The organism is Arthrobacter sp. SAFR-044 (assembly GCF_051965175.1).
In the GTDB taxonomy this organism is placed as follows: Bacteria; Actinomycetota; Actinomycetes; order Actinomycetales; family Micrococcaceae; genus Arthrobacter.
Genome location: NZ_JBQCMK010000001.1, coordinates 563740 through 586866 on the forward strand (window position 1 = coordinate 563740; position 23127 = coordinate 586866).

Annotated in this window: 23 protein-coding genes; 20 read left to right on the top strand and 3 right to left on the bottom strand. The window is 66.8% G+C overall.

The window, feature by feature from the left end; translation table 11 throughout:
• Positions 1–93 precede the first annotated feature (93 nt).
• The 4 genes from ACTHQS_RS02495 to ACTHQS_RS02510 all read left to right on the top strand — a co-directional run bounded on the left by ACTHQS_RS02495 (position 94) and on the right by ACTHQS_RS02510 (position 4740).
• On the top strand, positions 94–2982 hold the full coding sequence (locus ACTHQS_RS02495; RefSeq protein WP_440165736.1) for a DNA translocase FtsK: 2889 nt from the start codon (positions 94–96) through the stop codon (positions 2980–2982).
• A gap of 17 nt (positions 2983–2999) precedes the next feature.
• Positions 3000–3644 (top strand): CDP-diacylglycerol--glycerol-3-phosphate 3-phosphatidyltransferase, encoded by a 645-nt coding sequence (gene pgsA / locus ACTHQS_RS02500; protein ID WP_440165738.1) that lies wholly within the window; start codon positions 3000–3002, stop codon positions 3642–3644.
• Positions 3641–4120 (top strand): CinA family protein, encoded by a 480-nt coding sequence (locus tag ACTHQS_RS02505; protein ID WP_440165740.1) that lies wholly within the window; start codon positions 3641–3643, stop codon positions 4118–4120. Before pgsA ends, ACTHQS_RS02505 begins: the two co-directional genes overlap by 4 nt.
• 167 nt (positions 4121–4287) lie before the next feature.
• Complete coding sequence (locus tag ACTHQS_RS02510) at positions 4288–4740, top strand: helix-turn-helix domain-containing protein (RefSeq protein WP_018771597.1); 453 nt, start codon at positions 4288–4290, stop codon at positions 4738–4740.
• A 74-nt stretch (positions 4741–4814) separates the two neighbouring features.
• Here ACTHQS_RS02510 and ACTHQS_RS02515 read toward each other — a convergent pair whose 3' ends face one another.
• Positions 4815–5357 (bottom strand): MarR family winged helix-turn-helix transcriptional regulator, encoded by a 543-nt coding sequence (locus tag ACTHQS_RS02515; RefSeq protein WP_440165742.1) that lies wholly within the window; start codon positions 5355–5357, stop codon positions 4815–4817.
• A 41-nt stretch (positions 5358–5398) separates the two neighbouring features.
• Between ACTHQS_RS02515 and ACTHQS_RS02520 the strand changes: the two genes are divergently transcribed.
• The 6 genes from ACTHQS_RS02520 to dapF all read left to right on the top strand — a co-directional run bounded on the left by ACTHQS_RS02520 (position 5399) and on the right by dapF (position 10976).
• Positions 5399–5623 (top strand): DUF3046 domain-containing protein, encoded by a 225-nt coding sequence (locus tag ACTHQS_RS02520; protein ID WP_224025609.1) that lies wholly within the window; start codon positions 5399–5401, stop codon positions 5621–5623.
• Between the two features lie 227 nt (positions 5624–5850).
• The gene (gene recA, locus ACTHQS_RS02525; protein WP_440165858.1) at positions 5851–6906 is read left to right on the top strand and encodes a recombinase RecA; all 1056 of its coding nucleotides are present in this window, start codon (positions 5851–5853) and stop codon (positions 6904–6906) included.
• A 72-nt stretch (positions 6907–6978) separates the two neighbouring features.
• Entirely contained in the window at positions 6979–7527 is a 549-nt protein-coding gene (locus tag ACTHQS_RS02530; protein WP_440165744.1) for a regulatory protein RecX, read from the top strand.
• Between the two features lie 3 nt (positions 7528–7530).
• Positions 7531–9087 carry a tRNA (N6-isopentenyl adenosine(37)-C2)-methylthiotransferase MiaB gene (gene miaB / locus ACTHQS_RS02535; RefSeq protein WP_440165746.1) on the top strand — a complete coding sequence of 519 codons (1557 nt, stop codon included), beginning with the start codon at positions 7531–7533 and terminating at the stop codon, positions 9085–9087.
• Positions 9088–9090: 3 nt separating this feature from the next.
• Positions 9091–9987: a tRNA (adenosine(37)-N6)-dimethylallyltransferase MiaA gene (gene miaA / locus ACTHQS_RS02540; protein WP_440165748.1), complete on the top strand. Its 897-nt coding sequence runs from the start codon at positions 9091–9093 to the stop codon at positions 9985–9987.
• A gap of 44 nt (positions 9988–10031) precedes the next feature.
• A complete protein-coding gene (gene dapF / locus ACTHQS_RS02545) occupies positions 10032–10976 on the top strand; it encodes a diaminopimelate epimerase (protein ID WP_440165750.1) in 945 nt (314 codons plus the stop codon).
• On the opposite strand, the gene ACTHQS_RS02550 is transcribed toward dapF, so the two are convergent.
• Positions 10948–11571, bottom strand: a complete 624-nt coding sequence (locus tag ACTHQS_RS02550; RefSeq protein WP_440165752.1) for a class I SAM-dependent methyltransferase — start codon at positions 11569–11571, stop codon at positions 10948–10950. The genes dapF and ACTHQS_RS02550 overlap by 29 nt on opposite strands.
• A gap of 436 nt (positions 11572–12007) precedes the next feature.
• Here ACTHQS_RS02550 and hflX point away from each other — a divergent pair, with 436 nt between their 5' ends.
• Positions 12008–13585 carry a GTPase HflX gene (hflX, locus tag ACTHQS_RS02555; protein ID WP_440165754.1) on the top strand — a complete coding sequence of 526 codons (1578 nt, stop codon included), beginning with the start codon at positions 12008–12010 and terminating at the stop codon, positions 13583–13585.
• Complete coding sequence (locus tag ACTHQS_RS02560) at positions 13578–15635, top strand: ATP-dependent DNA helicase (protein WP_440165756.1); 2058 nt, start codon at positions 13578–13580, stop codon at positions 15633–15635. Before hflX ends, ACTHQS_RS02560 begins: the two co-directional genes overlap by 8 nt.
• Before the next feature lie 62 nt (positions 15636–15697).
• Here ACTHQS_RS02560 and lexA read toward each other — a convergent pair whose 3' ends face one another.
• Positions 15698–16429 (bottom strand): transcriptional repressor LexA, encoded by a 732-nt coding sequence (gene lexA, locus ACTHQS_RS02565; RefSeq protein ID WP_440165759.1) that lies wholly within the window; start codon positions 16427–16429, stop codon positions 15698–15700.
• A gap of 355 nt (positions 16430–16784) precedes the next feature.
• Here lexA and ACTHQS_RS02570 point away from each other — a divergent pair, with 355 nt between their 5' ends.
• From ACTHQS_RS02570 to ACTHQS_RS02605, 8 genes are all read left to right on the top strand, one after another.
• On the top strand, positions 16785–17135 hold the full coding sequence (locus ACTHQS_RS02570; protein ID WP_440165761.1) for a LysM peptidoglycan-binding domain-containing protein: 351 nt from the start codon (positions 16785–16787) through the stop codon (positions 17133–17135).
• Positions 17136–17300: 165 nt separating this feature from the next.
• A complete protein-coding gene (locus ACTHQS_RS02575) occupies positions 17301–18419 on the top strand; it encodes a histidinol-phosphate transaminase (RefSeq protein ID WP_440165763.1) in 1119 nt (372 codons plus the stop codon).
• A gap of 61 nt (positions 18420–18480) precedes the next feature.
• A complete protein-coding gene (gene hisB, locus ACTHQS_RS02580) occupies positions 18481–19107 on the top strand; it encodes an imidazoleglycerol-phosphate dehydratase HisB (protein ID WP_440165765.1) in 627 nt (208 codons plus the stop codon).
• Positions 19104–19865, top strand: a complete 762-nt coding sequence (hisH, locus tag ACTHQS_RS02585) for an imidazole glycerol phosphate synthase subunit HisH (protein WP_440165767.1) — start codon at positions 19104–19106, stop codon at positions 19863–19865. Before hisB ends, hisH begins: the two co-directional genes overlap by 4 nt.
• Positions 19866–20024, top strand: coding sequence for a hypothetical protein (locus ACTHQS_RS02590; RefSeq protein WP_440165769.1), 159 nt, complete (start codon positions 19866–19868; stop codon positions 20022–20024).
• 84 nt (positions 20025–20108) lie between these two features.
• Entirely contained in the window at positions 20109–20855 is a 747-nt protein-coding gene (priA, locus tag ACTHQS_RS02595; protein WP_440165771.1) for a bifunctional 1-(5-phosphoribosyl)-5-((5-phosphoribosylamino)methylideneamino)imidazole-4-carboxamide isomerase/phosphoribosylanthranilate isomerase PriA, read from the top strand.
• Positions 20856–20876: 21 nt separating this feature from the next.
• Positions 20877–21761 (top strand): SseB family protein, encoded by an 885-nt coding sequence (locus ACTHQS_RS02600; RefSeq protein WP_440165773.1) that lies wholly within the window; start codon positions 20877–20879, stop codon positions 21759–21761.
• Between the two features lie 57 nt (positions 21762–21818).
• Complete coding sequence (locus ACTHQS_RS02605) at positions 21819–23117, top strand: MFS transporter (protein WP_440165774.1); 1299 nt, start codon at positions 21819–21821, stop codon at positions 23115–23117.
• The last annotated feature ends 10 nt before the right edge of the window (positions 23118–23127 follow it).

Genomic DNA, 23127 nt, shown 5'->3' on the forward strand with positions numbered 1-23127 from the left:
TACGGGCCGGAGGTTTTTAACGGCGGGCACCAGGGGGCCGTTCCGGCCCCGATATCCCCGGAATCACAGCATGCTTCCGGTAGCGTGGCTACTATGGCCACACGTACTACTTCCGCGCCCAAAGGTACCGGCAGGGGCAGCTCCGGCAGCAAATCCGGAAGCTCCACAGCCCGCGGAACCGGGTCCACTGCCGGCAAGGCAGGGCGCGGCGGCTCATCCAGCACCGCACGCACCCGCCAGCTTCCCGCCGTCGAACACCACCAGCCGTGGCTGCTGCGCGTGGTAGGCGGAGCATGGCTGGGCGTGGGCCACCTGGTGGGCGGGGGAGTGCGCCGCATCGGCCACGATGTCAGTGACCTTCCGGCCGAGGAACGCCGCGACGGCGCAGCGCTGTTCAACTTGGCGCTGGGCGTTTTCATCGCCACCTTCGCCTGGTGGGGCCTGACGGGCTGGTTCCCCGACGCCGTCTACGCCGTGGTGAACGGCACCTTCGGCTGGATTTCCCTGCTGCTTCCGCTCATGCTGTTCGTCTGCGCATTCCGGTTGTTCCGGCAGCCCTCCGATGGCCGGGGCAACAACAGGGTGGGCATCGGCTTCCTGATCATGACGTTCGCCGGCTGCGGCCTGGCGCACATCCTGGGCGGCCAGCCCACCGTGGCCGACGGCTTCGACGGTCTCCGCAAAGCGGGTGGCATGCTCGGCTTCCTGGCCGCCACGCCGCTGGCCGCCATCCATCCCGCCGTGCCCGTGGCCCTCTACGGCCTGCTCGCTTTCGTCTCCCTGCTGATCATCACGGCCACCCCGTTCACGGCCATTCCGCGCCGCATCCGCGGAGCCTACGAGCACCTTATGGGCATCGACCTGATGGACCAGGAACGCGCCGACGTCCACGACCGCAGCTACCTCGAACGGACGGCCCCCGCCGCGCCCCGGAAGAAGAAGCGCAAGTTCTTCGGGAAGGACGAGGAGTCCGAGGCAGGACTTGAGGGCTACGTGGGCGACGAAGCGTTTGAGCACGCCGTCGTTGACGACGACGAGCCGGAACCTGCCCGGCCCGCGCCCGGGATGCGGCGGCCCACCCAGGCTGAGATCGCCGTCGAAAAAATCAAGGCGGCCCAGGGCCTGGGCGCCGCTTCCCAGGCGCCACCGCCGGACAACGCCACCGAGGCCATCCCGCTGGTCATCCCCGGCGCTGCTGCTCCCGGCAAGCCGGCAGCCGCGCCCACCGTGCCCTCCAACCCCGTGGCCCCGGCGCCGCCCCCCGTCCCCATCCCGCAGCGCACCGAGCAGCTCTCCCTCGCCGGCGACGTCACGTACACCCTCCCTGCCTCGGACTTCCTGACCCCCGGGTCCATCCCCAAGGAGCGCACCGAGGCCAATGACGCCGTCGTCGCTGCCTTGACCGATACCTTGACGCAGTTCAACGTTGACGCCACCGTCACCGGCTTCAGCCGCGGCCCCACCGTCACCCGGTACGAAATCGAACTGTCGCCCGGCACCAAGGTGGAGCGCGTCACCGCCCTGTCCAAGAACATCTCCTACGCTGTTGCCTCCAGCGATGTCCGCATCCTCAGCCCCATCCCGGGCAAGTCCGCCATCGGCATCGAAATCCCCAACACGGACCGCGAAACCGTCTCCCTGGGCGATGTCCTCCGCAGCCAGAATGCACGCCGCACGGACCATCCGATGGTGATGGGCGTGGGCAAGGACGTGGAGGGTGGCTACGTGGTGGCCAACCTGGCCAAGATGCCGCACCTCCTGGTGGCCGGTGCCACCGGTGCCGGTAAGTCATCGTTCGTGAACTCGATGATCACGTCCATCCTGATGCGTGCCACGCCCGATGAGGTGCGCATGGTCATGGTGGACCCCAAGCGCGTGGAACTGACTGCCTACGAGGGCGTCCCGCACCTGATCACGCCCATCATCACCAACCCCAAGAAAGCCGCCGAAGCACTGCAGTGGGTGGTCCGCGAAATGGACGCCCGCTACGACGACCTCGCCAACTACGGGTTCAAGCACATCGATGACTTCAACAAGGCCGTGCGGGCCGGCAAGGTTATCCCGCCTGAGGGTTCCAAGCGCGTCATCCGGCCCTACCCGTACCTGCTGGTGATCGTGGATGAACTTGCCGACCTCATGATGGTGGCACCGCGCGACGTTGAGGACTCCATCGTCCGCATCACCCAGCTTGCCCGCGCCGCGGGCATCCACCTGGTGCTGGCCACCCAGCGTCCGTCCGTGGACGTGGTCACCGGCCTCATCAAGGCCAACGTGCCCTCGCGCATGGCCTTCGCCACGTCCTCCGTCACCGACTCCCGCGTGGTCCTGGACCAGCCGGGCGCCGAAAAGCTCATCGGCCAGGGTGACGCGCTCTTCCTGCCCATGGGTGCCTCCAAGGCGATGCGTGTCCAGGGCGCCTGGGTCACGGAGTCGGAGATCCACAAGGTGGTGGAGCACGTCAAGGGACAGTTGCAGGCCGTCTACCGTGACGACGTTGCGCCTGAAGCGGAAAAGAAGCAGATCGACGACGACATCGGGGACGACCTCGAAGTGTTGCTGCAGGCCACGGAACTGGTGGTCACCACGCAGTTCGGCTCCACCTCCATGCTGCAGCGCAAGCTCCGTGTCGGGTTCGCGAAGGCCGGCCGCCTCATGGACCTCCTTGAATCCAGGGGAGTGGTGGGACCCTCCGAGGGTTCCAAGGCGCGCGACGTGCTGGTCAAGCCGGACGACCTCGCCGCCGTCCTCGCCGCCATGAAGGGCCAGGAAGCCCCCGCAGCGCCGGACTCGCAGACCGCCGCGCTGAGCGACAACGCCAACGCCAACATCGCCCAGGGCGGCTACGCCGAGGACCTCGTGGCTGCCGACCTGGACAAGAGGAAGCAGAACGTCGAATACTACGACGGCTCGGGCTCCGCTCCCGGCGGATACGGCGAAGACGACGACGGCTCCGAAGACGCCTGGTCCCTCACCGGGCGCTAGGCCGGTAGCCTAGAAACGTGACTAGTACCGATGCAACCGCCGCCGGCCAGGGCCGTGCCGGGGTCTGGAACCTTCCCAATGTCCTGACCATGATCCGCATCGCGCTGGTCCCGTTTTTCGTGTGGTTCCTGGTGGCAGACGCCCCCGGACTGCACAGCACCTCCGGTCCGTGGCGCTGGGCGGCGGTGGCGGCTTTCGCCGTCGCCATCTACACAGACAAGCTCGACGGCGATATCGCCAGGAGCCGGAACCTCGTCACCGATTTCGGCAAGATCGCCGACCCCATCGCCGACAAGCTCCTCACCGGCTCCGCGCTGGTCATGCTGTCCCTGCTGGGCGAACTGCCCTGGTGGGCAACCCTGGTGATCCTTGTGCGCGAATGGGGCATCACTGCCCTGCGCTTCTTCGTTATCCGGTACGGCGTCATTCCTGCCTCCCGCGGCGGCAAGCTCAAGACCGTGGTGCAGACCGCAGCGATCTTCCTCTACCTCCTGCCGTTCGGGGCGTTCGCGCCCTGGATGTCCTGGGTGGCGTTCGCCGTCATGATGGCCGCGGTGGCGATCACGCTGTGGACCGGCGTCGAATACGTGGTTGAAGCCCTGCGCCTGCGTGCCAATGGCAAGCGCCAGGCAGGGACCGCGGAAGGGCGGGAACAGGCATGAGCAATCTTCACCAGCTGGCCGCGCAGGCCGTCCGGCAGGCCCTCGAGTCGGGACGGACCGTTGCCACCGCTGAATCTTTGACCGCCGGTATGGTGTCCGCGGTCCTGGCCGACACACCGGGAGCCTCCGGAATGCTGCAGGGCGGCGTGGTGGCGTACCAGAACTCCGTGAAGGACGCGGTGCTGCACGTCCCCGCCGACCTGCTGGCCCGCGTTGGGTCTGTCGACCCGGACGTCGCCCGGGCCATGGCAGCCGGCGCGCGCTCTGCCCTCGGTGCCGACGTCGGGCTTTCCACCACGGGCGTCGCCGGCCCTGAGGCCCACGACGGCAAGCCTGTTGGGCGGGTCTACATCGGAATTGCCACAGCTGCCGGCACCGCCGGTTTCGAGTACTCCTTCACCGGCAGCAGGCCGGACATCCGCGCCGCCGCCTGCGCCGCAGCCCTGGAAAGACTCCTCGAGGCCTTGTCCGCCTGACCCCGGCAGACTGCCAAGTTACCGCGCGTAAAGTTGCCGGGAACAAAAGCCGGTACCGATTAGTTATTACATTGTGTCGCTTCCGGAGAGCGGAGGCGCCTAGGATGAAATGACCAAGACGGGTTCGCCGCGGCGGACCTGACCAATGAGGGAGCAAGGCGATACAGATGGTAAAGCAGCCCGTATCCGTAAACGGCGTTGTCCGCTGGAAGGATGTGGGCCTCGCCGAACAGGCTAAGAGCGAACAGAAGGAGCGCAAGATGGTAGTACTTCGTCACGAAATCGGTGATGTCCTGCGCGATGTCCGCCAGCGTCAGGGGCGCACGCTCCGTGAAGTTTCGCACAGCGCCCGTGTCTCCCTGGGATACCTCAGCGAAGTGGAGCGCGGCCAGAAGGAAGCATCGTCAGAGCTTCTGTCTTCGATCTGCTCGGCACTGGATGTTCCGTTGTCAAGCATGCTCCGCGAGGTCAGTGACCGCGTGGCAGTAGCCGAAGGCGTCGCAGTTCCGGACACCGTACCGCAGGAATTCTCCCAGCGTTACGGCCGTGACCTGGAACGGGACCTCAACACTGAACTGAACGACGAACTGTCCACAGGCCTCCTCTCCGGCGCCCGATAAAGGCAGCCCCACCTGAGGGTGGCCCTGGAGACACGAGGAAGCCCCCGGCCACGCCGGGGGCTTCCTGCTGTTTCCTAGTCCTCCTGTGCGTGCTCCTGTGCCGAAGATGCGTCCGCGCCTTCCCTGGCGAACCCGTCACGTTCATAGGTGGAGTTCAGCTTGGCCATGCAGCGGGCCAGTTCCTGCAGGTCCTCCACCGGCCACTCGCGCAGCCGCTCCTGGAAGACCTGGCGCCGGGCGTCCTGCACCTGGTGCATCTTTTCTTCGCCTTTCGGCGTCAGCCGGATGGACTGCGCCCGGCGGTCCAGGGGGTCCGCCTCCTTGGATACCAGGCCCAGGCTCTCCAGGAACGCAATCTGCCGGCTGACCGACGGCTTGCCCACCCCGATGTTCATGGCAAGCTCGGTGAGCCGGATGGGTCCTTCCCTGCGGATAACCGTCAGGAGCCCGTACGCCGCAGGCTCCATGTCCGGGTGGACCTCGCGCGAAAGCTGGTTGGAAATGGCCCGTGCCCGCCGCCAGAAGAGGCTGATCTGGTGTTCGACATTCTGCAGCGCGGTGTCGGCGGCATCGTTGCCTGTGTCCTGCAGCGGCGGGAGATCCGGGGAGTTGCTCATGGCAACAATTCTAGGGTCCACAGTCATGAGAGGATTTACCGATGCGAATCAGCGAGTACTGGCGTCTCATGGATGACGAGTTCGGCGCGGGGTACTCCCGCGTGCTGAGCAGTACCCTGGTCCTTGCCGGCGTGGGCGGGCGCACCGCCGACCAGGCCCTGGCCGCCGGAGTCGAACCCCGCAGGGTGTGGCTTGCGGTCTGCGATGTCCAGGATGTGCCGGCGGAACGGCGCCTTGGCCGCGACATCGCCCCACGCCGCGATTAGCAGCGGGGCGCCGCCCTGATCCGGTTGGCCTTGATCCTGCCGCCTGACACGCCGCAGGAGCTCCACTCTTCGAATACCTGTTCGGATAACGCTATGCTTTTTCCATCGGGTTTATCCACATAGCCGTCGTCCTCCGGCCGGAATGTCAGTGGGTCCCCTTAGCGTCAGAGATGACCAATACAACGGCCGCGAAGGCCACCATCGAGAAAGCATTAGAGGTGTCAACCATGGCGGCAGCCCCGGATCGTGCAAAGGCGCTGGAAGCAGCGCTTGCCCAGATTGACAAGCAGTTCGGCAAGGGCTCGGTCATGCGCCTGGGCGACGAAGTCCGCGCGCCGATCGAAGTCATCCCCACCGGCTCCATCGCCCTGGACGTCGCCCTTGGCATTGGCGGGCTCCCGCGCGGCCGGGTCATCGAAATCTATGGTCCTGAATCCTCGGGTAAGACCACCGTTGCCCTGCATGCTGTGGCAAGTGCCCAGCGCGCCGGCGGGATCGCGGCCTTCATCGACGCCGAGCACGCCCTTGACCCGGACTACGCCGCCAAACTGGGCGTGGACACCGATGCCCTCCTTGTTTCACAGCCGGACACCGGCGAGCAGGCCCTGGAGATCATGGACATGCTGGTCGGCTCCGGCTCGCTGGACATTGTGGTCATCGACTCCGTTGCCGCCCTGGTGCCGCGCGCCGAAATCGAAGGCGACATGGGCGACAGCCACGTCGGCCTCCAGGCGCGGCTCATGAGCCAGGCCCTGCGTAAGATCACCGGCCGCCTGAGCCAGACCAAGACCACCGCCATCTTCATCAACCAGCTCCGTGAAAAGATCGGCGTCTTCTTCGGTTCCCCGGAAACCACCACCGGTGGTAAGGCCCTGAAGTTCTACGCGTCGGTCCGCATTGACGTCCGGCGGATCCAGACCCTCAAGGAAGGCGCCGATTCGGTCGGCAACCGGACCAAGGCCAAGATCGTCAAGAACAAGATGGCTCCGCCTTTCAAGGTGGCCGAGTTCGACATCATCTACGGCCAGGGCATCTCCCGCGAAGGCGGCATCATCGACATGGGTGTGGAGCACGGCATCATCAAGAAGTCGGGCTCCTGGTTCACCTACGATGGCGACCAGCTGGGCCAGGGCATGGAGAACTCGCGCCGGTTCCTCCGCGACAACCCGGAGCTGGCTGCCGAGCTTGAGCGCCTTATCAAGGAGAAGCTCGGTGTCGGGGTCAAGCCCGCCGATGATGAATCCAAAGATGCGCCCAAGCTGAAAGCCGTCGACGGGTTCTAGCCCTTGACCGGACCACGAACACGGCGGGCCCGTTCCGGCACCTCTTCAACAGGGGTGTCGGACGGGTCTTCCGTGCCTGAGGACCCGCAGGCCGCGGACGCCGAACCGGACCCGTTCACGGTCGCGCAGGCAATCGTGTACCGACAGTTGACTGCGGCGCCCAAGAGCAGACTGCAGCTTGCCCGGAAGCTGGCCGAACGGAACATCCCGGAACACGTCACCGAGGCTGTACTGGACAAGTTCCAGGAAGTCCGCCTGATCGACGATGCAGAATTCGCTGACATGTGGGTCCGGAGCCGCGCCCAGTCCCGAAAGCTTGCCAAGGGTGCGCTCCGGCGCGAGCTGGCTGAAAAGGGCATCGACCAGGAGACTGCTGCTTCGGCCCTGGAACAGCTGACGGACGCCGATGAGGAAGCTGCCGCCCGTGCCCTGGTGGAGCGCAAGCTGCGGCCCGGGACCGACCTGTCCGTCCCGGGGGAACGGGACAAGGCCGTCCGACGGCTGGCATCCATGCTGGCAAGGAAGGGTTACCAGCCTTCCCAGGCATTCCGGATCGTCAACGATATCCTCGATTCCCGGCAGGAACCCGACAGCGACCCCGTCCAAAGCCGGTACCCTTAACGGGTGAGTTTGACCATTCCTTCCCCCCAAGCCGGCGCCACCCCCTCCGTCGAAGCCGGGGCCGTGCCGCAAGCCGGAACCCTGCCCCGCACATACCAGGTGCGGACCTTTGGCTGCCAGATGAACGTCCACGACTCCGAGCGGATGGCCGGCATGCTCGAGGACGCCGGCTACGTCCCGGCCGCGGGTGAGCATGCCGACGTCGTGGTGTTCAACACGTGCGCGGTCCGGGAAAACGCGGACAACAAGCTCTACGGCAACCTGGGCATCCTGGCCCCCGTGAAGGCAGCCAACCCCGGCATGCAGATCGCCGTGGGCGGTTGCCTGGCGCAAAAGGACCGCGAAACCATCCTCAAGAAGGCGCCGTGGGTGGACGCAGTCTTCGGTACCCACAACGTCGGTGCCCTGCCCGCCCTCCTGGACCGGGCGCGGCATAACAATGAAGCGCAGCTGGAAATCCTCGAGTCCCTGGACGTCTTCCCGTCAACACTGCCCACCAAACGCGACTCCGTTTACTCGGGCTGGGTGTCCATCTCGGTCGGCTGCAACAACACCTGCACCTTCTGCATCGTTCCGGCGCTCCGGGGCAAGGAAAAAGACCGCCGGCCCGGCGACATCCTCGCCGAGATCCAGGCGCTGGTGGATGACGGTGCCATCGAAGTGACCCTGCTCGGCCAAAACGTCAACTCCTACGGGGTGGAGTTCGGGGACCGGCAGGCCTTCTCCAAACTCCTGCGTGCGTGCGGAGAGATCGAGGGGCTGGAACGCGTCCGCTTCACCAGCCCGCACCCGGCTGCCTTCACCGATGACGTCATCGACGCCATGGCAGAGACGCCCAACGTCATGCCTCAACTGCACATGCCGCTACAGTCGGGGTCCGACCGCATCCTGCGGGAGATGAAGCGTTCCTACCGGTCCACCAAATTCCTGGGCATCCTGGACAAGGTCCGCGAGAGGATTCCGCACGCCGCCATCTCCACCGACATCATCGTCGGCTTCCCGGGCGAAACGGAAACGGACTTCAAGGCCACCCTGGACGTGGTGGAAAAGTCCCGCTTCGCCACCGCCTTCACCTTCCAATATTCAAAGCGCCCCGGCACGCCCGCGGCCGACCTGCCCGACCAGCTCCCCAAGGCCGTGGTCCAGGAACGCTTCGAACGCCTCACCGCCCTGCAGGACCGGATCGCCGCGGAGGAAAACCGGAAACAGTTGGGCCGCCGGCTCGAAGTCATGGTGACCGCACAGTCCGGACGCAAGTCGGAGGAAACGCACCGGCTGTCCGGCCGGTCGCAGGACCAGCGGCTGGTCCACTTCTCGGTTCCCCAGGGTGCACCCGCTCCCAGGCCCGGGGACCTCGTCACTGTCACCATCACCGAAGCCGCGGCCTTCCACCTGGTCTCCGATCCCACCCTCGAGGACTACAGCCTTCGCCGGTCACGGGCAGGGGACGCGTGGGACCGGTCCCAGGCCGACTCGTGCGGGGCACCCGCACCCGGCTCCGGGGAGGCACGCAAGGGTGTCTCCCTTGGCATGCCCTCCCTGCCGCTGCGCACCCGCTGACAGGTGGCTGCCCCGCCCGTCATCTCCGTCGTCGGTCCCACCGGCTCCGGCAAGTCCGACCTTGCCGTCAACCTCGCCCTCGAGCTCGACGGCGAGGTCATTAACGCCGATGCCATGCAGTTCTACCGCGGCATGGACATCGGCACTGCCAAAATCACGGTGGCCGAGCGCAGGGGAGTGCCCCACCACCTCCTGGACATCCTTGACGTCGCCCAGGAAGCCAGCGTTTCAGACTTCCAGCTCCAGGCCCGCGAAATCATCGACGACATCCATGGGCGGGGCAAGCGCGCCATCCTGGCCGGCGGATCCGGGCTGTATGTCCGGGCCGCGCTGGACGTCCTGGAATTTCCGGGGACCGACCCCGCGCTCCGTGCCCGGCTTGAGGAGGAGCACGCGGAACTCGGTACTGAGGCACTCCTGGCCAGGCTCCGGATGGTGGATCCCACATCTGCCGCCCGGGTCTCCGATGCCCGGCGCATCATCCGTGCCCTTGAGGTAAAGGAGCTCACCGGCCGGCCCTTCAGCTCCTTCATGCCCCGGCGGGAGTACCACCGGCCAGCCGTCCAGGTGGGCCTCAGCGTGGACCGCGAAGTGCTGCGGGACCGGCTGGCGGCACGGGTGCACCGGATGGTGGACGCGGGCCTGCTGGACGAGGTCCGGATGCTCGACGCACAGGGACTGCGCCGCGGCAAAACCGCGTCCCGCGCCCTGGGTTACTCGCAGTTCCTGCGGGTCGTCGACGGCGCCTCCACCGTCGAGGCCGCCGCGGAAGAAACCATCGTGGCCACCCGGCAGTTCGCCAGGCGGCAGCTGACATGGTTCCGTGCCGATCCACGCATCACCTGGCTCGACTGGCAGGATCCGGAGCTCGTGGACAAGGCAGCGGAGTTGTGCCGGTAGCTGCGGTTTCAGGACCGGCAGCCTCCGCCGCTACGCTTGGAATCATGAATGCAACCCCCGCAGAAGCTCCCGGATCCGCCCTGCGCACCCTGAGCGGGCTCCGCTTTTCCAAGGGGCACGGCACCGGCAACGACTTCGTCCTGGTGGCTGATCCCGAGGGGACGCACGTCATCGACGCCGACCAGGCCGCGGCGCTGTGCGACCGGCACCGCGGGATAGGGGCCGACGGCCTGATCAGGGCCGTCCCCTCCCGCTTCCTCGCTGAAGGCCGGGAACTGCTCGGCGGCGCCCCGGACGCGGAATGGTTCATGGATTACCGCAACGCGGACGGCTCGCTCTCCGAAATGTGCGGCAACGGGGTCCGGGTATTCGTCCACTTCCTGCAGGCCGAGGGCCTCATTGACCTGCCCGACGGCGGATCGCTCACCATCGGCACCCGCGGCGGCGTCAAGACTGTGGTCCGGACCGGAGAAGGCTACGCGGTGGACATGGGACCCTGGGAGTTCATTTTCCCCGGTGAGGCCAGCGCCAAGGCCATGGATTCCCTGGTCACCGCCGACGGGTTGGAGGTTCCCCGGCCGGCCCTCTCCGTGAGCATGGGCAACCCGCACACCGTGGTGGCCCTCGCTGAACTGGCGGAGCTCACGGGCACCAGGCTCTTCACCGCGCCGACAGTCGATCCGGTACCCGCGAACGGGACCAACGTGGAATTCGTCGTTCCGGCAGAACCGCTGGTCCATGAGGGCGTGGGCTCCGTGACCATGCGGGTGCACGAGCGCGGCGTGGGGGAGACCCAGTCCTGCGGGACCGGTGCCTGCGCCGCCGCCGTCGCCATCAGGCATTGGGCGGGGGCAGAAGCCCCCGACGCCTGGCAGGTCCACGTTCCCGGCGGAGTGGTGGGCGTGAAGTTCTTCGCGGGTCCCGCCGGCCACGAGCATGTGGAGCTCAGCGGGCCGGCCGTCATTGTGGCGAGTGGGACGCTTTCCTGACCTTCAGGATCCGAAAGGACTTTGACGTGGACTCTCGGGTCACGGTGAAGGAGCTGTCCAGTTCGGCCGCCAGCCAGCGCTGCAGGGAATCAGAACCCAGGTTCTTCTGCACCACCAGCCAGGCCGTTCCGCCCTCTGCCAGGCGCGGCAGCCACAGTTTGAGCAGGGCGTGCAGTTCATCCTTGCCGATCCTGATGGGCGGGTTGGACCAGATGGTGTCGAAGCGGATGTCCGGATCGACAGCCTCAGGGGTGCTGGCGGCGACGTTCGACAGTCCCAGCGCGGCGGCGTTCTCGTTGGTCAGGGTAATGCAGCGCTCGTTGACGTCCACGGCATAGACCTTAGAAGCGGGGGCCAGCAGAGCCATGGTGAGCGCCACCGGACCCCAGCCGCACCCGATATCCAGGAGGTTGCCCTGGAGATGCGGGCGCGGAACTTCGGCCAGGAGCACCGCGGTGCCCTTGTCGATGCCGTCGGGGCTGAAGATGCCCGTGGAGGTCTGGAGCCGTCGCGCCTCACCGGCCAGTTCCACCGTCAGGGGCTTCCGGGTAAAGGGGCCGGCAGGGGACGTGCTGAAATAGTGTGCGGACTCCATAACTCGCCAGAGTAGTTCCCCCCGCAGCGTAATGGGAAACCGGCCTGGAGGCCCTCTGCTAGGCTGGAAGGCATGTTCCTGATCTTCGAGTAGCCGGTACGGGCCGCGCCCGTCCCGCAGCCTGTCCTCCAGCGACAGTCCGTCCCGCAGCGACGCAGGTTTCCATGCCTTCCGCTTTTGCGCACCGGCCAGACCATTCCGTCTGCCCGGCCGCCGGACAATACTCGAAAGTCAGCCCATTGCTGCATTTCCCGCCATTCTCCGGCCTTTCCCAGCCCTGCCGCGCCCTGACGCGGCATCCGTGCCCCGGCATCGCAGCCGGCGGCGAAACAACCAGGAGAACTGCATGACCGCAGGCCGTCAACCCAGCGCGAATACTTACCAACTTCCAGCCAATCAGCACTATTCTGGAACTGCCGAATCTTCAAAGGAGACCATGACCAGCCAGCCCAACACCGGTTCCGATCCAGCCGCCCAGGACATGAGTCCGCAGGAGATCCAGGCTGTCATCGACCGGATCCTCGCCAAGGACGTTCCCGCCAGAAATGCCGGCACGCCCGGCAGTGAAGGCGGCAGTGGAAAAGCGGTGCTTGGCAAGGCGCAGGCCATTTCCCGCCTTGACGAGGAACACTCAACGTACGACGGCGACCAGCAGGACCTCGAGGAACGGCGCGCGCTGCGCCGCAGGGCGGGCCTGTCCACCGAGCTTGAAGACGTCACCGAGGTCGAATACCGGCAGCTGCGCCTGGAGCGCGTCGTCCTGGCCGGACTCTGGTCCGAGGGCACCCTTGCCGACGCGGAAAACTCGCTGCGTGAGCTGGCCGCCCTGGCCGAGACCGCCGGGTCGGAAGTCCTTGACGGGTTGGTGCAGCGCCGCGACAAGCCGGACCCCGGGACCTTCCTCGGCTCCGGCAAAGCCCTGGAGCTGAAAGACATCGTCACGTCCACGGGCGCGGACACCGTGGTGGTGGACGCCGAACTGGCGCCTTCCCAGCGCCGTGGCCTTGAAGACATCGTCAAGGTCAAGGTCATTGACCGCACGGCCCTGATCCTGGACATCTTCGCCCAGCATGCCAAGAGCCGCGAAGGCAAGGCCCAGGTGGAACTGGCGCAGCTGGAATACCTGCTTCCCCGCCTGCGCGGCTGGGGCGAGTCGATGTCCCGCCAGGCCGGTGGCCAGGTGGGCGGCGCTGCTGCCGGCATGGGCTCCCGCGGTCCCGGTGAAACCAAGATCGAACTGGACCGGCGGCGGATCCGTACCCGCATGGCAAAGCTGCGGCGCGAAATCGCCGCCATGAAGCCGGCACGCGAGACCAAACGGGCCAACCGCCGTCGTAATGAAGTGCCCTCCGTGGCAATCGCCGGATACACCAACGCCGGCAAGTCCTCGCTGCTCAACCGGCTCACGGACGCTGGGGTCCTGGTGGAGAACGCGCTGTTCGCCACGCTGGATCCCACCGTGCGCAAGGCCGAAACCGCTGACGGCCTGGGGTACACCCTGGCCGATACCGTCGGATTCGTCCGATCGCTGCCCACCCAACTGGTGGAAGCCTTCCGCTCCACCCTGGAAGAGGTGGCGGACTCTGACCTGATCCTGCATGTGGTGGACGTTTCGCACCCCGATCCCGAAGGGCAGATCGCTGCGGTCCGGAAGGTTTTCAGCGAAGTTGATGCCCGCAAGGTGCCGGAGATCATCGTCTTGAACAAGGCTGATGCTGCCGACCCCTTCGTGGTGGAGCGGCTGAAGCAGCGCGAGCCACGGCACGTAGTGGTCTCGGCCCGGACAGGGGAGGGCATTCCGGAACTGCTGAAGGCCATCAGCGAATCCATCCCCCGGCCATCCGTGAAGATGGAGTTGCTCATTCCGTACGACCGCGGAGACCTGATCAGCAAGCTGCACGAGTCCGACGCCGAAATCCTCAGCCTGGACCATGTTGAGGCGGGTACCAGGGCGGCGGTGATGGTCCGGGAGGGCCTCGCGTCCGAGCTGGAACCATTCATCGTCAATGACTGACGTCGCGGCCGGCGAGGCTGCGCAGACGGCCGGCGAGCAGTTCGTCATCGAACTGCTCGACCGGGCCGTTGCCGGCATGGGTGGACAAAGCCGCACCGGACAACATGAAATGGCCCGCCAGGTGGCCCGGGCCATCGAAACGGGCAACCACCTATTGGTCCAGGCAGGCACCGGCACCGGCAAATCGCTGGCGTACCTGGTGCCGCTGATCGCCCATGCCCTGGAAAGCAACAAGCCGGCCCTGGTGTCCACGGCCACGCTTGCCCTCCAGACGCAGATTGTGGGCAGGGACCTGCCCCGGCTCCTGAAGAACATCACGCCCGCCCTGGACCGGCCGGTCAAGGTTGCCCTGGTCAAGGGTCGGTCCAACTACGTTTGCCGCCACAAGCTCGAGGGCGGGTTCCCGTCGGAGGAACCATCGGAAGGGCAGCTCTTCTCCCTGGGAGAGGACACCAGCGTTCCACATTTCGCCGCCTCCGTGGGCGGGCCGTCGTCGCAGCTTGGCAAGGAAGTAGTGCGGCTCCGTGAGTGGGCCGAAAAGACAGCCACCGGCGACCGGGACGAACTCCTGCCCGGCGTGACCGACCGTGCCTGGCGGCAGGTTTCCGTGACGTCGATGGAGTGCCTTGGGGCCCAAAAATGCCCCATGGCCGCCGAGTGTTTCAGCGAGCTCGCCCGGCAGGACGCCGCCGAGGCCGACGTGGTGGTGACCAACCACGCCATGCTGGCCGTCAGCGCGTTCGAGGGACTCGCAGTCCTGCCCGAATACGACGTCGTGGTGGTGGACGAAGCGCACGAACTGCAGGACCGTGTCACCGGGGCCGTATCCGGACAGTTGTCCGTGGCCATGGTCCACGCTGCCGCTTCGGGCGCCCGGAAACATACAGCCATCACCGTCGATGCCCTGAACGCCGCAGCGGCGAACCTTGAGCTGGCCCTCGCCGGCGCGCCGAACGGCCTGCTTCCCAACGGCCTGAACGATGAACAGCTGGACTGCGTGGACCAGTTGCGTGAAGCGTGCCGGGCTGCGTTGTCCGATTCCAAAGGGGACAGCAACGCCACAGCCGACGGCGGCCGGCAGCTGGCCCGGTCGCGCCTGATGCTCATCCTGGAACTGTGCGAGCGGCTCATCGCCGCCCGGGAAAACCGGGAAGTGGTGTGGTTTTCCCGTGCCAGCACCTTCGATCCCGGCCAGGGATACTCACCGCCCGACGACAGCGCGCCGGTGCTGATCAACATAGCGCCACTGTCCGTCGCCGGCAGGCTGCGGGAAGGGCTTTTCGCCGATCACACTGTTGTGCTGACCTCCGCCACCCTGGCCATCGGCTCCGCCTTTGAACCTGCGGCAGGGGGACTTGGCCTGATCGGTGACGGCGCGCCCAGCTGGACGGGCGTGGATGTTGGGTCGCCTTTCGACTATCCCAAGCAGGGCATCCTGTACGTGGCAGGCCACCTGCCCAAGCCCGGCCGCGGCGTTTCCCCGGAGGCCCTGGCAGAACTCGAAGCGCTCATCAAAGCCTCCGGTGGGGGTGCCCTCTGCCTGTTCTCTTCACGGCGGGCCGCCGAAGAAGCTGCCGATGCCCTCCGGCCCAAGCTCGATGTGACTGTCCTCTGCCAGGGCGAGTCGACCATGACCGCACTGGTCAAGCAATTCGCCGACGAACCCGACACCTGCCTCTTCGGAACCATGTCCCTGTGGCAGGGCGTCGACGTTCCTGGAGGATCCTGCCGGCTGGTAGTGATAGACCGCATTCCGTTCCCGCGGCCGGATGATCCACTGATGACGGCGCGTTCGCGTGCCGTGGCGCAGGCAGGGGGCAACGGCTTCATGTCCGTTTCGGCCACCCACGCTGCCATCCGGCTGGCCCAGGGTGCCGGACGGCTGATCAGGTCAACCGGAGACAAGGGTGTGGTGGCCGTCCTGGACTCGCGGCTGGCCACCGAACGCTATGCAGGATTCCTGCGCGGCGCACTGCCCCCGTTCTGGGCCACTACGGACCGCGCCAAGGCGCTGGCCGCGCTTACCCGGCTTGGTGCCGACGCATCCTGAGAACTGTGGCGCACGGCCGGCATGAATGCTGGCTGTGGAACCCAGGCTAGAGCGAACGCTGGCTAGAGGGAACGCAGGACTGAGACGACCTTGCCCATGATGGTGGCGTGGTCACCCAGGATCGGTTCGTACTGGGTGTTCTGGGGGAGCAGCCAGGTATGGCCATCGCGCTGGCGGAAGGTCTTCACGGTTGCCTCGTCGTCCAGGAGTGCAGCAACAATGTCGCCGTTGGCAGCGTCAGCCTGGCGCCGGACCACCACCCAGTCGCCATCGCAAATGGCGGCGTCCACCATGGAGTCACCGGCCACCTTGAGCATGAAGAGCTCGCCCTGGCCGACCAATTGGCGTGGCAGCGGCATGACATCTTCCACAAGCTGTTCGGCGAGGATGGGCCCGCCGGCGGCAATCCGGCCCACCAGGGGAACCATGGCCGTATCCAGTGCCGTGGGCAGTTCCGTCACCGTGGCGCCGCCCGTGGCCTGCGGTGCAGGAGACGTGCCGGCACCTTTACCGCCGCCGTCGAGCGTGAGCGGCATCAGTACTTCCATGGCGCGCGGCCGCTTGGGGTCGCGCCGCAGGTAACCCAGCTTCTCCAACTGGGAAAGCTGGTGGGTCACGCTGGACAGGCTGGCAAGACCAACCGTGTCGCCGATCTCGCGCATGGAGGGCGGATACCCGTTCTCATTGACCGAGCGCTGGATGGTCTCGAGGATCTTCTTCTGCCGGGGGGTCAGGCCCTTGGCGGTCCTCTTGGATTGCGGGGCGGTCCTGCCCCCGGCGGCTGCTGCTGCCATGTTCGCCAATGCCTTTCGCTTGCCGCCGGATCCTCCGCGGGCGGCTGTTCCACAGTGCCGCCGGAAGGACTCCCACTGTCATTGTCAGACCCTGCTGATCAACTGCAGTAGTGGTTGTTCTTTCGTTTCAAAGCTAGGCCAGCCACATTGCTTTTTCAAACATTTGTTCTAGCGAGTCTCGACATTGTTCGTTGATAGGTGCTAAAACTTAACCAGCAAAGTTCGAACATGTGTTCTAACCAGCAGATGACCCATTCGAATACGCGGCCGGGATAGGTTCCCGGCGCAGTATGAGCGGTGGGGCAGCAGTCGGCGGGCACCCGGGCAGCACGGCAAGTCCAGGAGGGCTTAGTTCATGTCAGCTTTATCTGTTCACCAGGTTTCACACTCGTCCGCACCCCTGCGGCTGACCCGCCGGGGGAGGATCGTCCTGATCGGAGTACCGCTTGTACTGGTGGCCGTACTCCTGCTGTCGCTTTCGGGGCTCTTCCACTCCCCGGCCAAGGCATCGGACTCCGTGGCGGATCTTGCAGTGACGCCCACGGTCACGGTGACGGTGCAGTCGGGTCAGTCGCTCTGGGCCATTGCCGGCGCCGTAGCTCCCGACCGGGACGCCAGGGACGTTGTGGCGGACATCGTCCAGCTCAACAACCTTGCCGCGGGCACCGTCCTTCCGGGCCAGCAGCTCTTCGTCCCCACTCACTGACCGTCCCCGCCCACTGACCGGCGCCAGCCCTGAGTTCGTGGCCTCTGCCAGGGCGGCCTGCCTGGCTGGCTGGCAAGCCCTGGAGCGGGCGGTCGCGGGACATGCCGAGGGCGAACAGGAACCGTCACATTTTCCGGTGGTTGCCGCGGCCACTAAACTGTTCAGGTGAACGACCAGCTAGAACGTCTGAACCGGCTTCCCCTCCGCAGCAACCTCCGCGGGCTGACCCCCTACGGCGCGCCCCAACTGGACGTCCCCATCCTGCTGAACGTCAATGAAAACACCCATGGTGTTCCCGCTGACGTGCGTGCCGCCATCAGCGCAGCCGTCACTGAGGCCGCTGCGGGCCTCAACCGCTATCCGGACCGCGAGTTCACCGCACTCCGGAAGGCCCTGGCCGAATACCTCGGGCATGGGCTCGACGAAACCAACCTGTGGGCAGCCAACGGCTCCAACGAGGTCCTGCAACAGATCCTCCAGGCCTTCGGCGGTCCAGGCCGCACCGCCCTCGGTTTCCCGCCCACGTACTCCATGTACCCCCTGCTGGCCAGTGGAACAGACACCCAGTACATCACCGGTGAACGGGCGGAGGGCTATGACCTCAGCGCAGAGTCCGCCGCCCGGCAGGTCAAGGAACTGCAGCCGAACATCGTCTTCCTCTGCTCGCCCAACAACCCCACCGGGACGGGACTTGGGCTGGACGTCGTGGAAGCCGTCTATGACGCCGGGGCGGACAGCCAGTCCATCGTGATCGTTGATGAGGCCTACCATGAGTTCGCGCACGACGGAACGCCCAGCGCGCTGACCCTGTTGCCCGGCCGGGAGCGGCTCATCGTGTCCCGCACCATGAGCAAGGCCTTCGCCCTGGCGGGGGCCCGGCTCGGCTACATGGCTGCAGCCCCCGAGGTCACTGACGCCCTGCGGTTGGTCCGCCTGCCGTACCACCTGTCCGCCATCACCCAGGCCACCGCCCTCGCCGCCCTTGAGCACCGCGAAGCGCTGATGGCCGACGTGCAGGACATCAAGAAGCAGCGGGACCGCATCGTGGCCGAGCTGACCAGGATGGGACTCAAGCCTGCCGCGTCGGACTCCAACTACGTGTTCTTCGGCGGCCTGGAAAATCCGCACCAGGTCTGGCAGGAACTGCTGGACGCCGGCGTACTCATCCGCGACGTGGGCATCCCCGGCCACCTCCGCGTCACGGCAGGCACTGAGGCGGAAACCACAGCCTTCCTTACCTCCCTGGAACGCATCCTTGCGGGCCACGCTGCGCTGCACGCCTAGACTTGATACTGCGGCGCTGGACGCCTTGAACCACTTCTTCTCCCACTAAGGATCCTTCACCATGAGTTCAACCGGATCGAATACGGCTGCAGCCCGGACCGCCCGCATGGAGCGTGCCACCAGCGAGTCCTCCGTACTCGTGGAGATCAACCTCGACGGAACCGGAGTGTCGGACATCGATACCTCCGTGCCGTTCTACGACCACATGCTGACGGCCCTGTGCAAGCACTCCCTGATCGACATGACGGTCAAGGCCACCGGCGACACGCACATCGACGTCCACCACACCGTGGAGGACGTCGCCATCACCTTCGGCGAGGTCCTGCGGACCGCCCTGGGCAACAAAGCCGGAATCCGCCGGTTCGGCGAAGCCACCGTGCCGCTGGACGAGGCCCTGGCCAACGCCGTGGTGGACGTGTCCGGCCGCCCCTACCTGGTGCACGGAGGTGAGCCGGCCGGCCAGGAATACCACCTGATTGGGGGCCACTTCACCGGGTCCCTGACCCGCCACGTCTTCGAAGCCATCACGCTGCACGCCGGCATCTGCCTGCACATGAACGTGCTGGCAGGCCGGGACCCGCACCACATCGTCGAGGCACAGTTCAAAGCTTTTGCCCGCGCCTTGCGCGCCGCGGTTGAACCGGATCCCCGGGTTGAGGGCGTCCCCTCCACCAAGGGGGCGCTGTGAGCGGGCAGGTACTGAAGGACGGGGCAATCATTGACCCGTCCGCGTCGCGCAGGCTGCCGTCGCCGCAGGGCAAGCCCACCGTCACGGTGCTGGACTACGGATCCGGGAACGTCAGGTCCGCAGTGCGTGCCCTGGAACGTGCCGGCGCAGAAGTCATCCTGAGCGCCAAGCCGGAGGACGTACTGAACGCAGACGGCCTGGTGGTGCCCGGCGTCGGCGCGTTCGAAACCGTGATGCGCGAACTCAAGGCCGTGGACGGCATCCGGCTCATCGGCCGGCGCGTGGCAGGGGGCCGGCCGGTCCTCGGCATCTGCGTGGGCCTGCAGGTCCTGTTCGAAGCCGGTGTGGAACACGGGACCGAGGCCGAGGGCATCGGCGAATGGCCCGGCAAGGTTGAGGCACTCCGCGCTGAAGTTGTTCCGCACATGGGCTGGAACACGGTCAAGGTCCCCGAAGGCTCCAAACTCTTTGCCGGCGTCGAAAACGAACGGTTCTACTTCGTCCACTCGTACGGCGTGCAGGAATGGAACTTCGACGTCATCCAGCCACGGATGGCGCCGCCCCTGGTTACCTGGTCCGAGCACGGCGGACCGTTCATCGCCGCCGTCGAAAACGGCCCGCTCTGCGCCACCCAGTTCCACCCCGAAAAGTCCGGCGACGCCGGTGCGCGGCTCCTGCGCAACTGGGTGGAAGGCCTGCGCAAGCCGGCCGCCGCCGACCCCGGCGCCCCGGCGGCCGACGCCGGCAGTGACGCCTAGATGTGGCCCGTACTTCTGACCGGCCTCGCCGGCCTGCTGATTGGCGGCGGCATCTCGTTCCGGCAGCAGCGCAAGCCCCTCTGGACCCAGGTGGCCTTTTATGTCCTGGCCGCCATGTCGCTGGTCGCCGCCTACCTGCTCACGCTGCCGGCCAGCTGATGCAGGGGCTCCGCGGCACTGCCTGAACGCGCCGAATTCCACCCGCCTTTGCCCGAAACCCAAGAACCAACACCGAGGATGAGTATGACCACCGCACATGACCTGCCGGTACTAGAGCTCCTGCCAGCCGTCGACGTCGTCAACGGCCAGGCCGTCCGGCTGGTCCAGGGCGAGGCGGGCAGCGAAACCAGCTACGGAACCCCCCTCGAGGCGGCACTGAACTGGCAGCAGCAGGGTGCCGAATGGGTTCACCTGGTGGACCTTGACGCAGCTTTTGGGCGCGGCTCCAACGCCGACCTGCTCCGCGAGGTGGTGGGCAGGCTGGACATCAAGGTAGAGCTCTCGGGCGGCCTCCGCGATGACGAGACCCTGGAAGCAGCCCTCGACCTGGGCGTGGCACGCGTCAACCTGGGGACCGCAGCATTGGAAAACCCCGAGTGGACAGCCAGGGCCATCGAGCGCTTCGGCGACAAGATCGCCGTCGGCCTTGACGTCCGGGGGACCACCCTGGCCGGCCGCGGCTGGACGAAGGAAGGCGGGGACCTGTGGGACGTGCTGGGCCGCCTCGAAGACGCCGGCTGCGCCCGCTACGTGGTGACCGATGTGACCAAGGACGGCACCCTGCAGGGCCCGAACGTTGAACTCCTGCGCCAGATGGTGGAGAAGACCGGCAAGCCCGTGGTGGCCTCCGGCGGCATCTCCAGCCTGGACGACCTCAAAGTCCTCCGCTCGCTGGTCCCCCTGGGCGTCGAAGGTGCCATTGTGGGCAAGGCACTCTACGCCGGAGCGTTCACGCTGCCCGAAGCCCTCGACGTCGCCGGCCGCCGCTAGGCCCCGGAAAGCAGCCCGGCCATGCCCAGCTCCGAAGAACCGGTAAGCCCTCCCGCCCGCCAACTGCCCGGACACATCGCGGCGGCGCTGGCCGGCGCCGGTGGTGCCACGGATTCCGCGGGACAGTCATGGGCCGGCCGCAGCCTCGCCGGTGAGGACGCGAAGATCCATAACTTCGAGGACGACGACGGAACGGCCGACGCCGGCTACCTCGCCGCAATTGCCGCGCTCCGCGGGGGGCGGGGCGACGAGGCGGATGTCGTTGCGTCACTGGCCACGGCCCGGGTTTTCATTCCCATCGTGGCGCAGCTTGCTGAAGAGGCAGAAACAGAACACGGGCTGCACGCCGACAAACAGGCGGACATGGCGCTGGTGACGCTGAAGGCCGCCGACGGCAGGACCGCGCTGCCGGCTTTTACGTCAGCCGCCGCATTGTCCGCCTGGCACCCCGAGGCGCGGCCGGTAGCGGTCTATGCTGCCCGGGCAGCGCTCTCGGCCGTTGCCGAGGGTGCCGAACTCCTGGTCCTGGATCCGGGCGCCGACGTGACGTTCGTGGTGCGCAGGCCCGGCGTTTGGGCCCTCGCCCAGCAGCATGACTGGACCCCCTCCTACAGTGACCAGGAGTTGGCCGCCGAGATGGGCAACGCTGCCGCCGGCTTCGCGGCCGTCCGCGGCATCGAGCTGCTGCCGGGCAGGGGAGTGGCCGCCAGGGCCGCTGACGGCTCAGTGGTCCCCGGCGGAGGTGCCGGTCCTGAACTGCAGGTGGTGCTCTACCTTGAAGACGGACTCGACGCTGCCGGTGTCCAGGAGCTGGTGGCCGGCCTGCAGTCCGAGTGGTCACGGAATGTATTGTTTGGAGAGCGCGTCGACTCCCTTGAAATCAAGCTGAGGCGCGCTCCCGACTAACCGCTGCAGGGTGGGTGATCCCCGCCGGTACAGCGGAATACCCTGAAGGACCGCTTCGTGAATTTCGCTCTCTACCGGGAGTTGCTCGCCATCCGGCCAATCCGGCGGCTGCTGCTGGTGGGCATGGTTGCCCGCATCCCGCATTCAGCCGCAGGGGTCCTGCTGACCCTGCACATCGTCCTCACCCTCGGCCAGGGCTACGCCGCAGCCGGCGCTGCAGCGGCGGTCATGACCATCGGCATCGCCCTCGGGGCGCCGTGGCGGGGGAGGCGCGTGGATACCGTGGGACTGCGGACCGCCCTCATCCCCTCGGTCATCTCAGAGACCGTGATCTGGTCCATCGTGCCCCACGTGTCCTACCAGTGGCTCCTGCCGCTGGTCTTCGTGGGCGGCCTGCTCACGCTGCCAATCTTCAGTGTGGTGCGGCAATCCCTGGGGGTCCTGGCCGAGGGTGACCAGCGGCGCACCGCATTCGCCCTCGATGCCATCACCACGGAATTCGTGTTCATGATCGGCCCGGCCGCCGGCGCCGTCGTAGCCACCAGCGGCCACACTACTGCGGGCCTGACAGTGGTGGGCGTGGCTACGTCCCTCGCCGGGCTGTTCCTCATGTGGTTCAACCCGCCCACCCGCAGCCGGGACCAAACGGTCGAATGCGTCGAGGACGAACAGCACGCTGCGGAAGTCGCCGTCGTCTCCACTGCTCCGGCGCATGCCCAGGAAGCGGTCGCGGAGCTGGCCCCTGCCGGCGCGGCCACCAGCGCGGCACAGCGCGGCCTGCGGGGAAGGCTGGCCGGCGGCTTCGCCTGGTTCACCGCCACGGTCGCGGCACTCTTCGCCGTCGCCGCGGGCGCGGGCATGGTCCTCAGCGGCACCGACGTCGGCATTGTCGCAGCCCTGGAAACCGGCGGCCACCAGAGCGAAATCGGGATCGTCTTTGTCTTCTGGTGCGCTGCCTCCGTGCTGGGCGGCCTAATTTACGGCGCCATGCACCGGCCCATTCCACCTGTCTTCCTGCTGCTGGGCATGGCCGCGCTGACCCTGCCCATGGCCTTCGCCCACGACACCTGGACGCTTTCCTTCGTCTCCGTCCTTCCGGGCCTGCTCTGCGCCCCCGTGCTGTCCGCGGCCTCCGAGAAGGTGGCGGACCTGGTATCGGAGGAGCGGCGCGGGGAGGCGATGGGCTGGTACGGCTCCGCGCTGACCGCCGGTGTTGCGCTGGGTTCGCCCCTCGCCGGGGTCTTCATCGACATCATGGGTCCCTCCGGCGGCTTCGTGTCCGTCGGTGCCGCCGGCGTGCTGCTCTGCCTGGTGGGCCTGGCGCTCCAGCAGCGCCGCCGCCGCGCCGCCGCGTGAGCCTCCCCGT

Bases quoted from the DNA above. Each gene is read 5' to 3' on its own strand.
- ACTHQS_RS02495 (WP_440165736.1), top strand. From the start codon at position 94: ATGGCCACACGTACTACTTCCGCGCCCAAAGGTACCGGCAGGGGCAGC.
- ACTHQS_RS02505 (WP_440165740.1), top strand. From the start codon at position 3,641: ATGAGCAATCTTCACCAGCTGGCCGCGCAGGCCGTCCGGCAGGCCCTC.
- ACTHQS_RS02510 (WP_018771597.1), top strand. From the start codon at position 4,288: ATGGTAAAGCAGCCCGTATCCGTAAACGGCGTTGTCCGCTGGAAGGAT.
- ACTHQS_RS02515 (WP_440165742.1), bottom strand. From the start codon at position 5,357: ATGAGCAACTCCCCGGATCTCCCGCCGCTGCAGGACACAGGCAACGAT.
- ACTHQS_RS02520 (WP_224025609.1), top strand. From the start codon at position 5,399: ATGCGAATCAGCGAGTACTGGCGTCTCATGGATGACGAGTTCGGCGCG.
- recA (WP_440165858.1), top strand. From the start codon at position 5,851: ATGGCGGCAGCCCCGGATCGTGCAAAGGCGCTGGAAGCAGCGCTTGCC.
- dapF (WP_440165750.1), top strand. From the start codon at position 10,032: ATGAATGCAACCCCCGCAGAAGCTCCCGGATCCGCCCTGCGCACCCTG.
- ACTHQS_RS02550 (WP_440165752.1), bottom strand. From the start codon at position 11,571: ATGGAGTCCGCACACTATTTCAGCACGTCCCCTGCCGGCCCCTTTACC.
- hflX (WP_440165754.1), top strand. From the start codon at position 12,008: ATGACCAGCCAGCCCAACACCGGTTCCGATCCAGCCGCCCAGGACATG.
- ACTHQS_RS02560 (WP_440165756.1), top strand. From the start codon at position 13,578: ATGACTGACGTCGCGGCCGGCGAGGCTGCGCAGACGGCCGGCGAGCAG.
- lexA (WP_440165759.1), bottom strand. From the start codon at position 16,429: ATGGCAGCAGCAGCCGCCGGGGGCAGGACCGCCCCGCAATCCAAGAGG.
- ACTHQS_RS02570 (WP_440165761.1), top strand. From the start codon at position 16,785: ATGTCAGCTTTATCTGTTCACCAGGTTTCACACTCGTCCGCACCCCTG.
- hisB (WP_440165765.1), top strand. From the start codon at position 18,481: ATGAGTTCAACCGGATCGAATACGGCTGCAGCCCGGACCGCCCGCATG.
- ACTHQS_RS02590 (WP_440165769.1), top strand. From the start codon at position 19,866: ATGTGGCCCGTACTTCTGACCGGCCTCGCCGGCCTGCTGATTGGCGGC.
- priA (WP_440165771.1), top strand. From the start codon at position 20,109: ATGACCACCGCACATGACCTGCCGGTACTAGAGCTCCTGCCAGCCGTC.
- ACTHQS_RS02600 (WP_440165773.1), top strand. From the start codon at position 20,877: ATGCCCAGCTCCGAAGAACCGGTAAGCCCTCCCGCCCGCCAACTGCCC.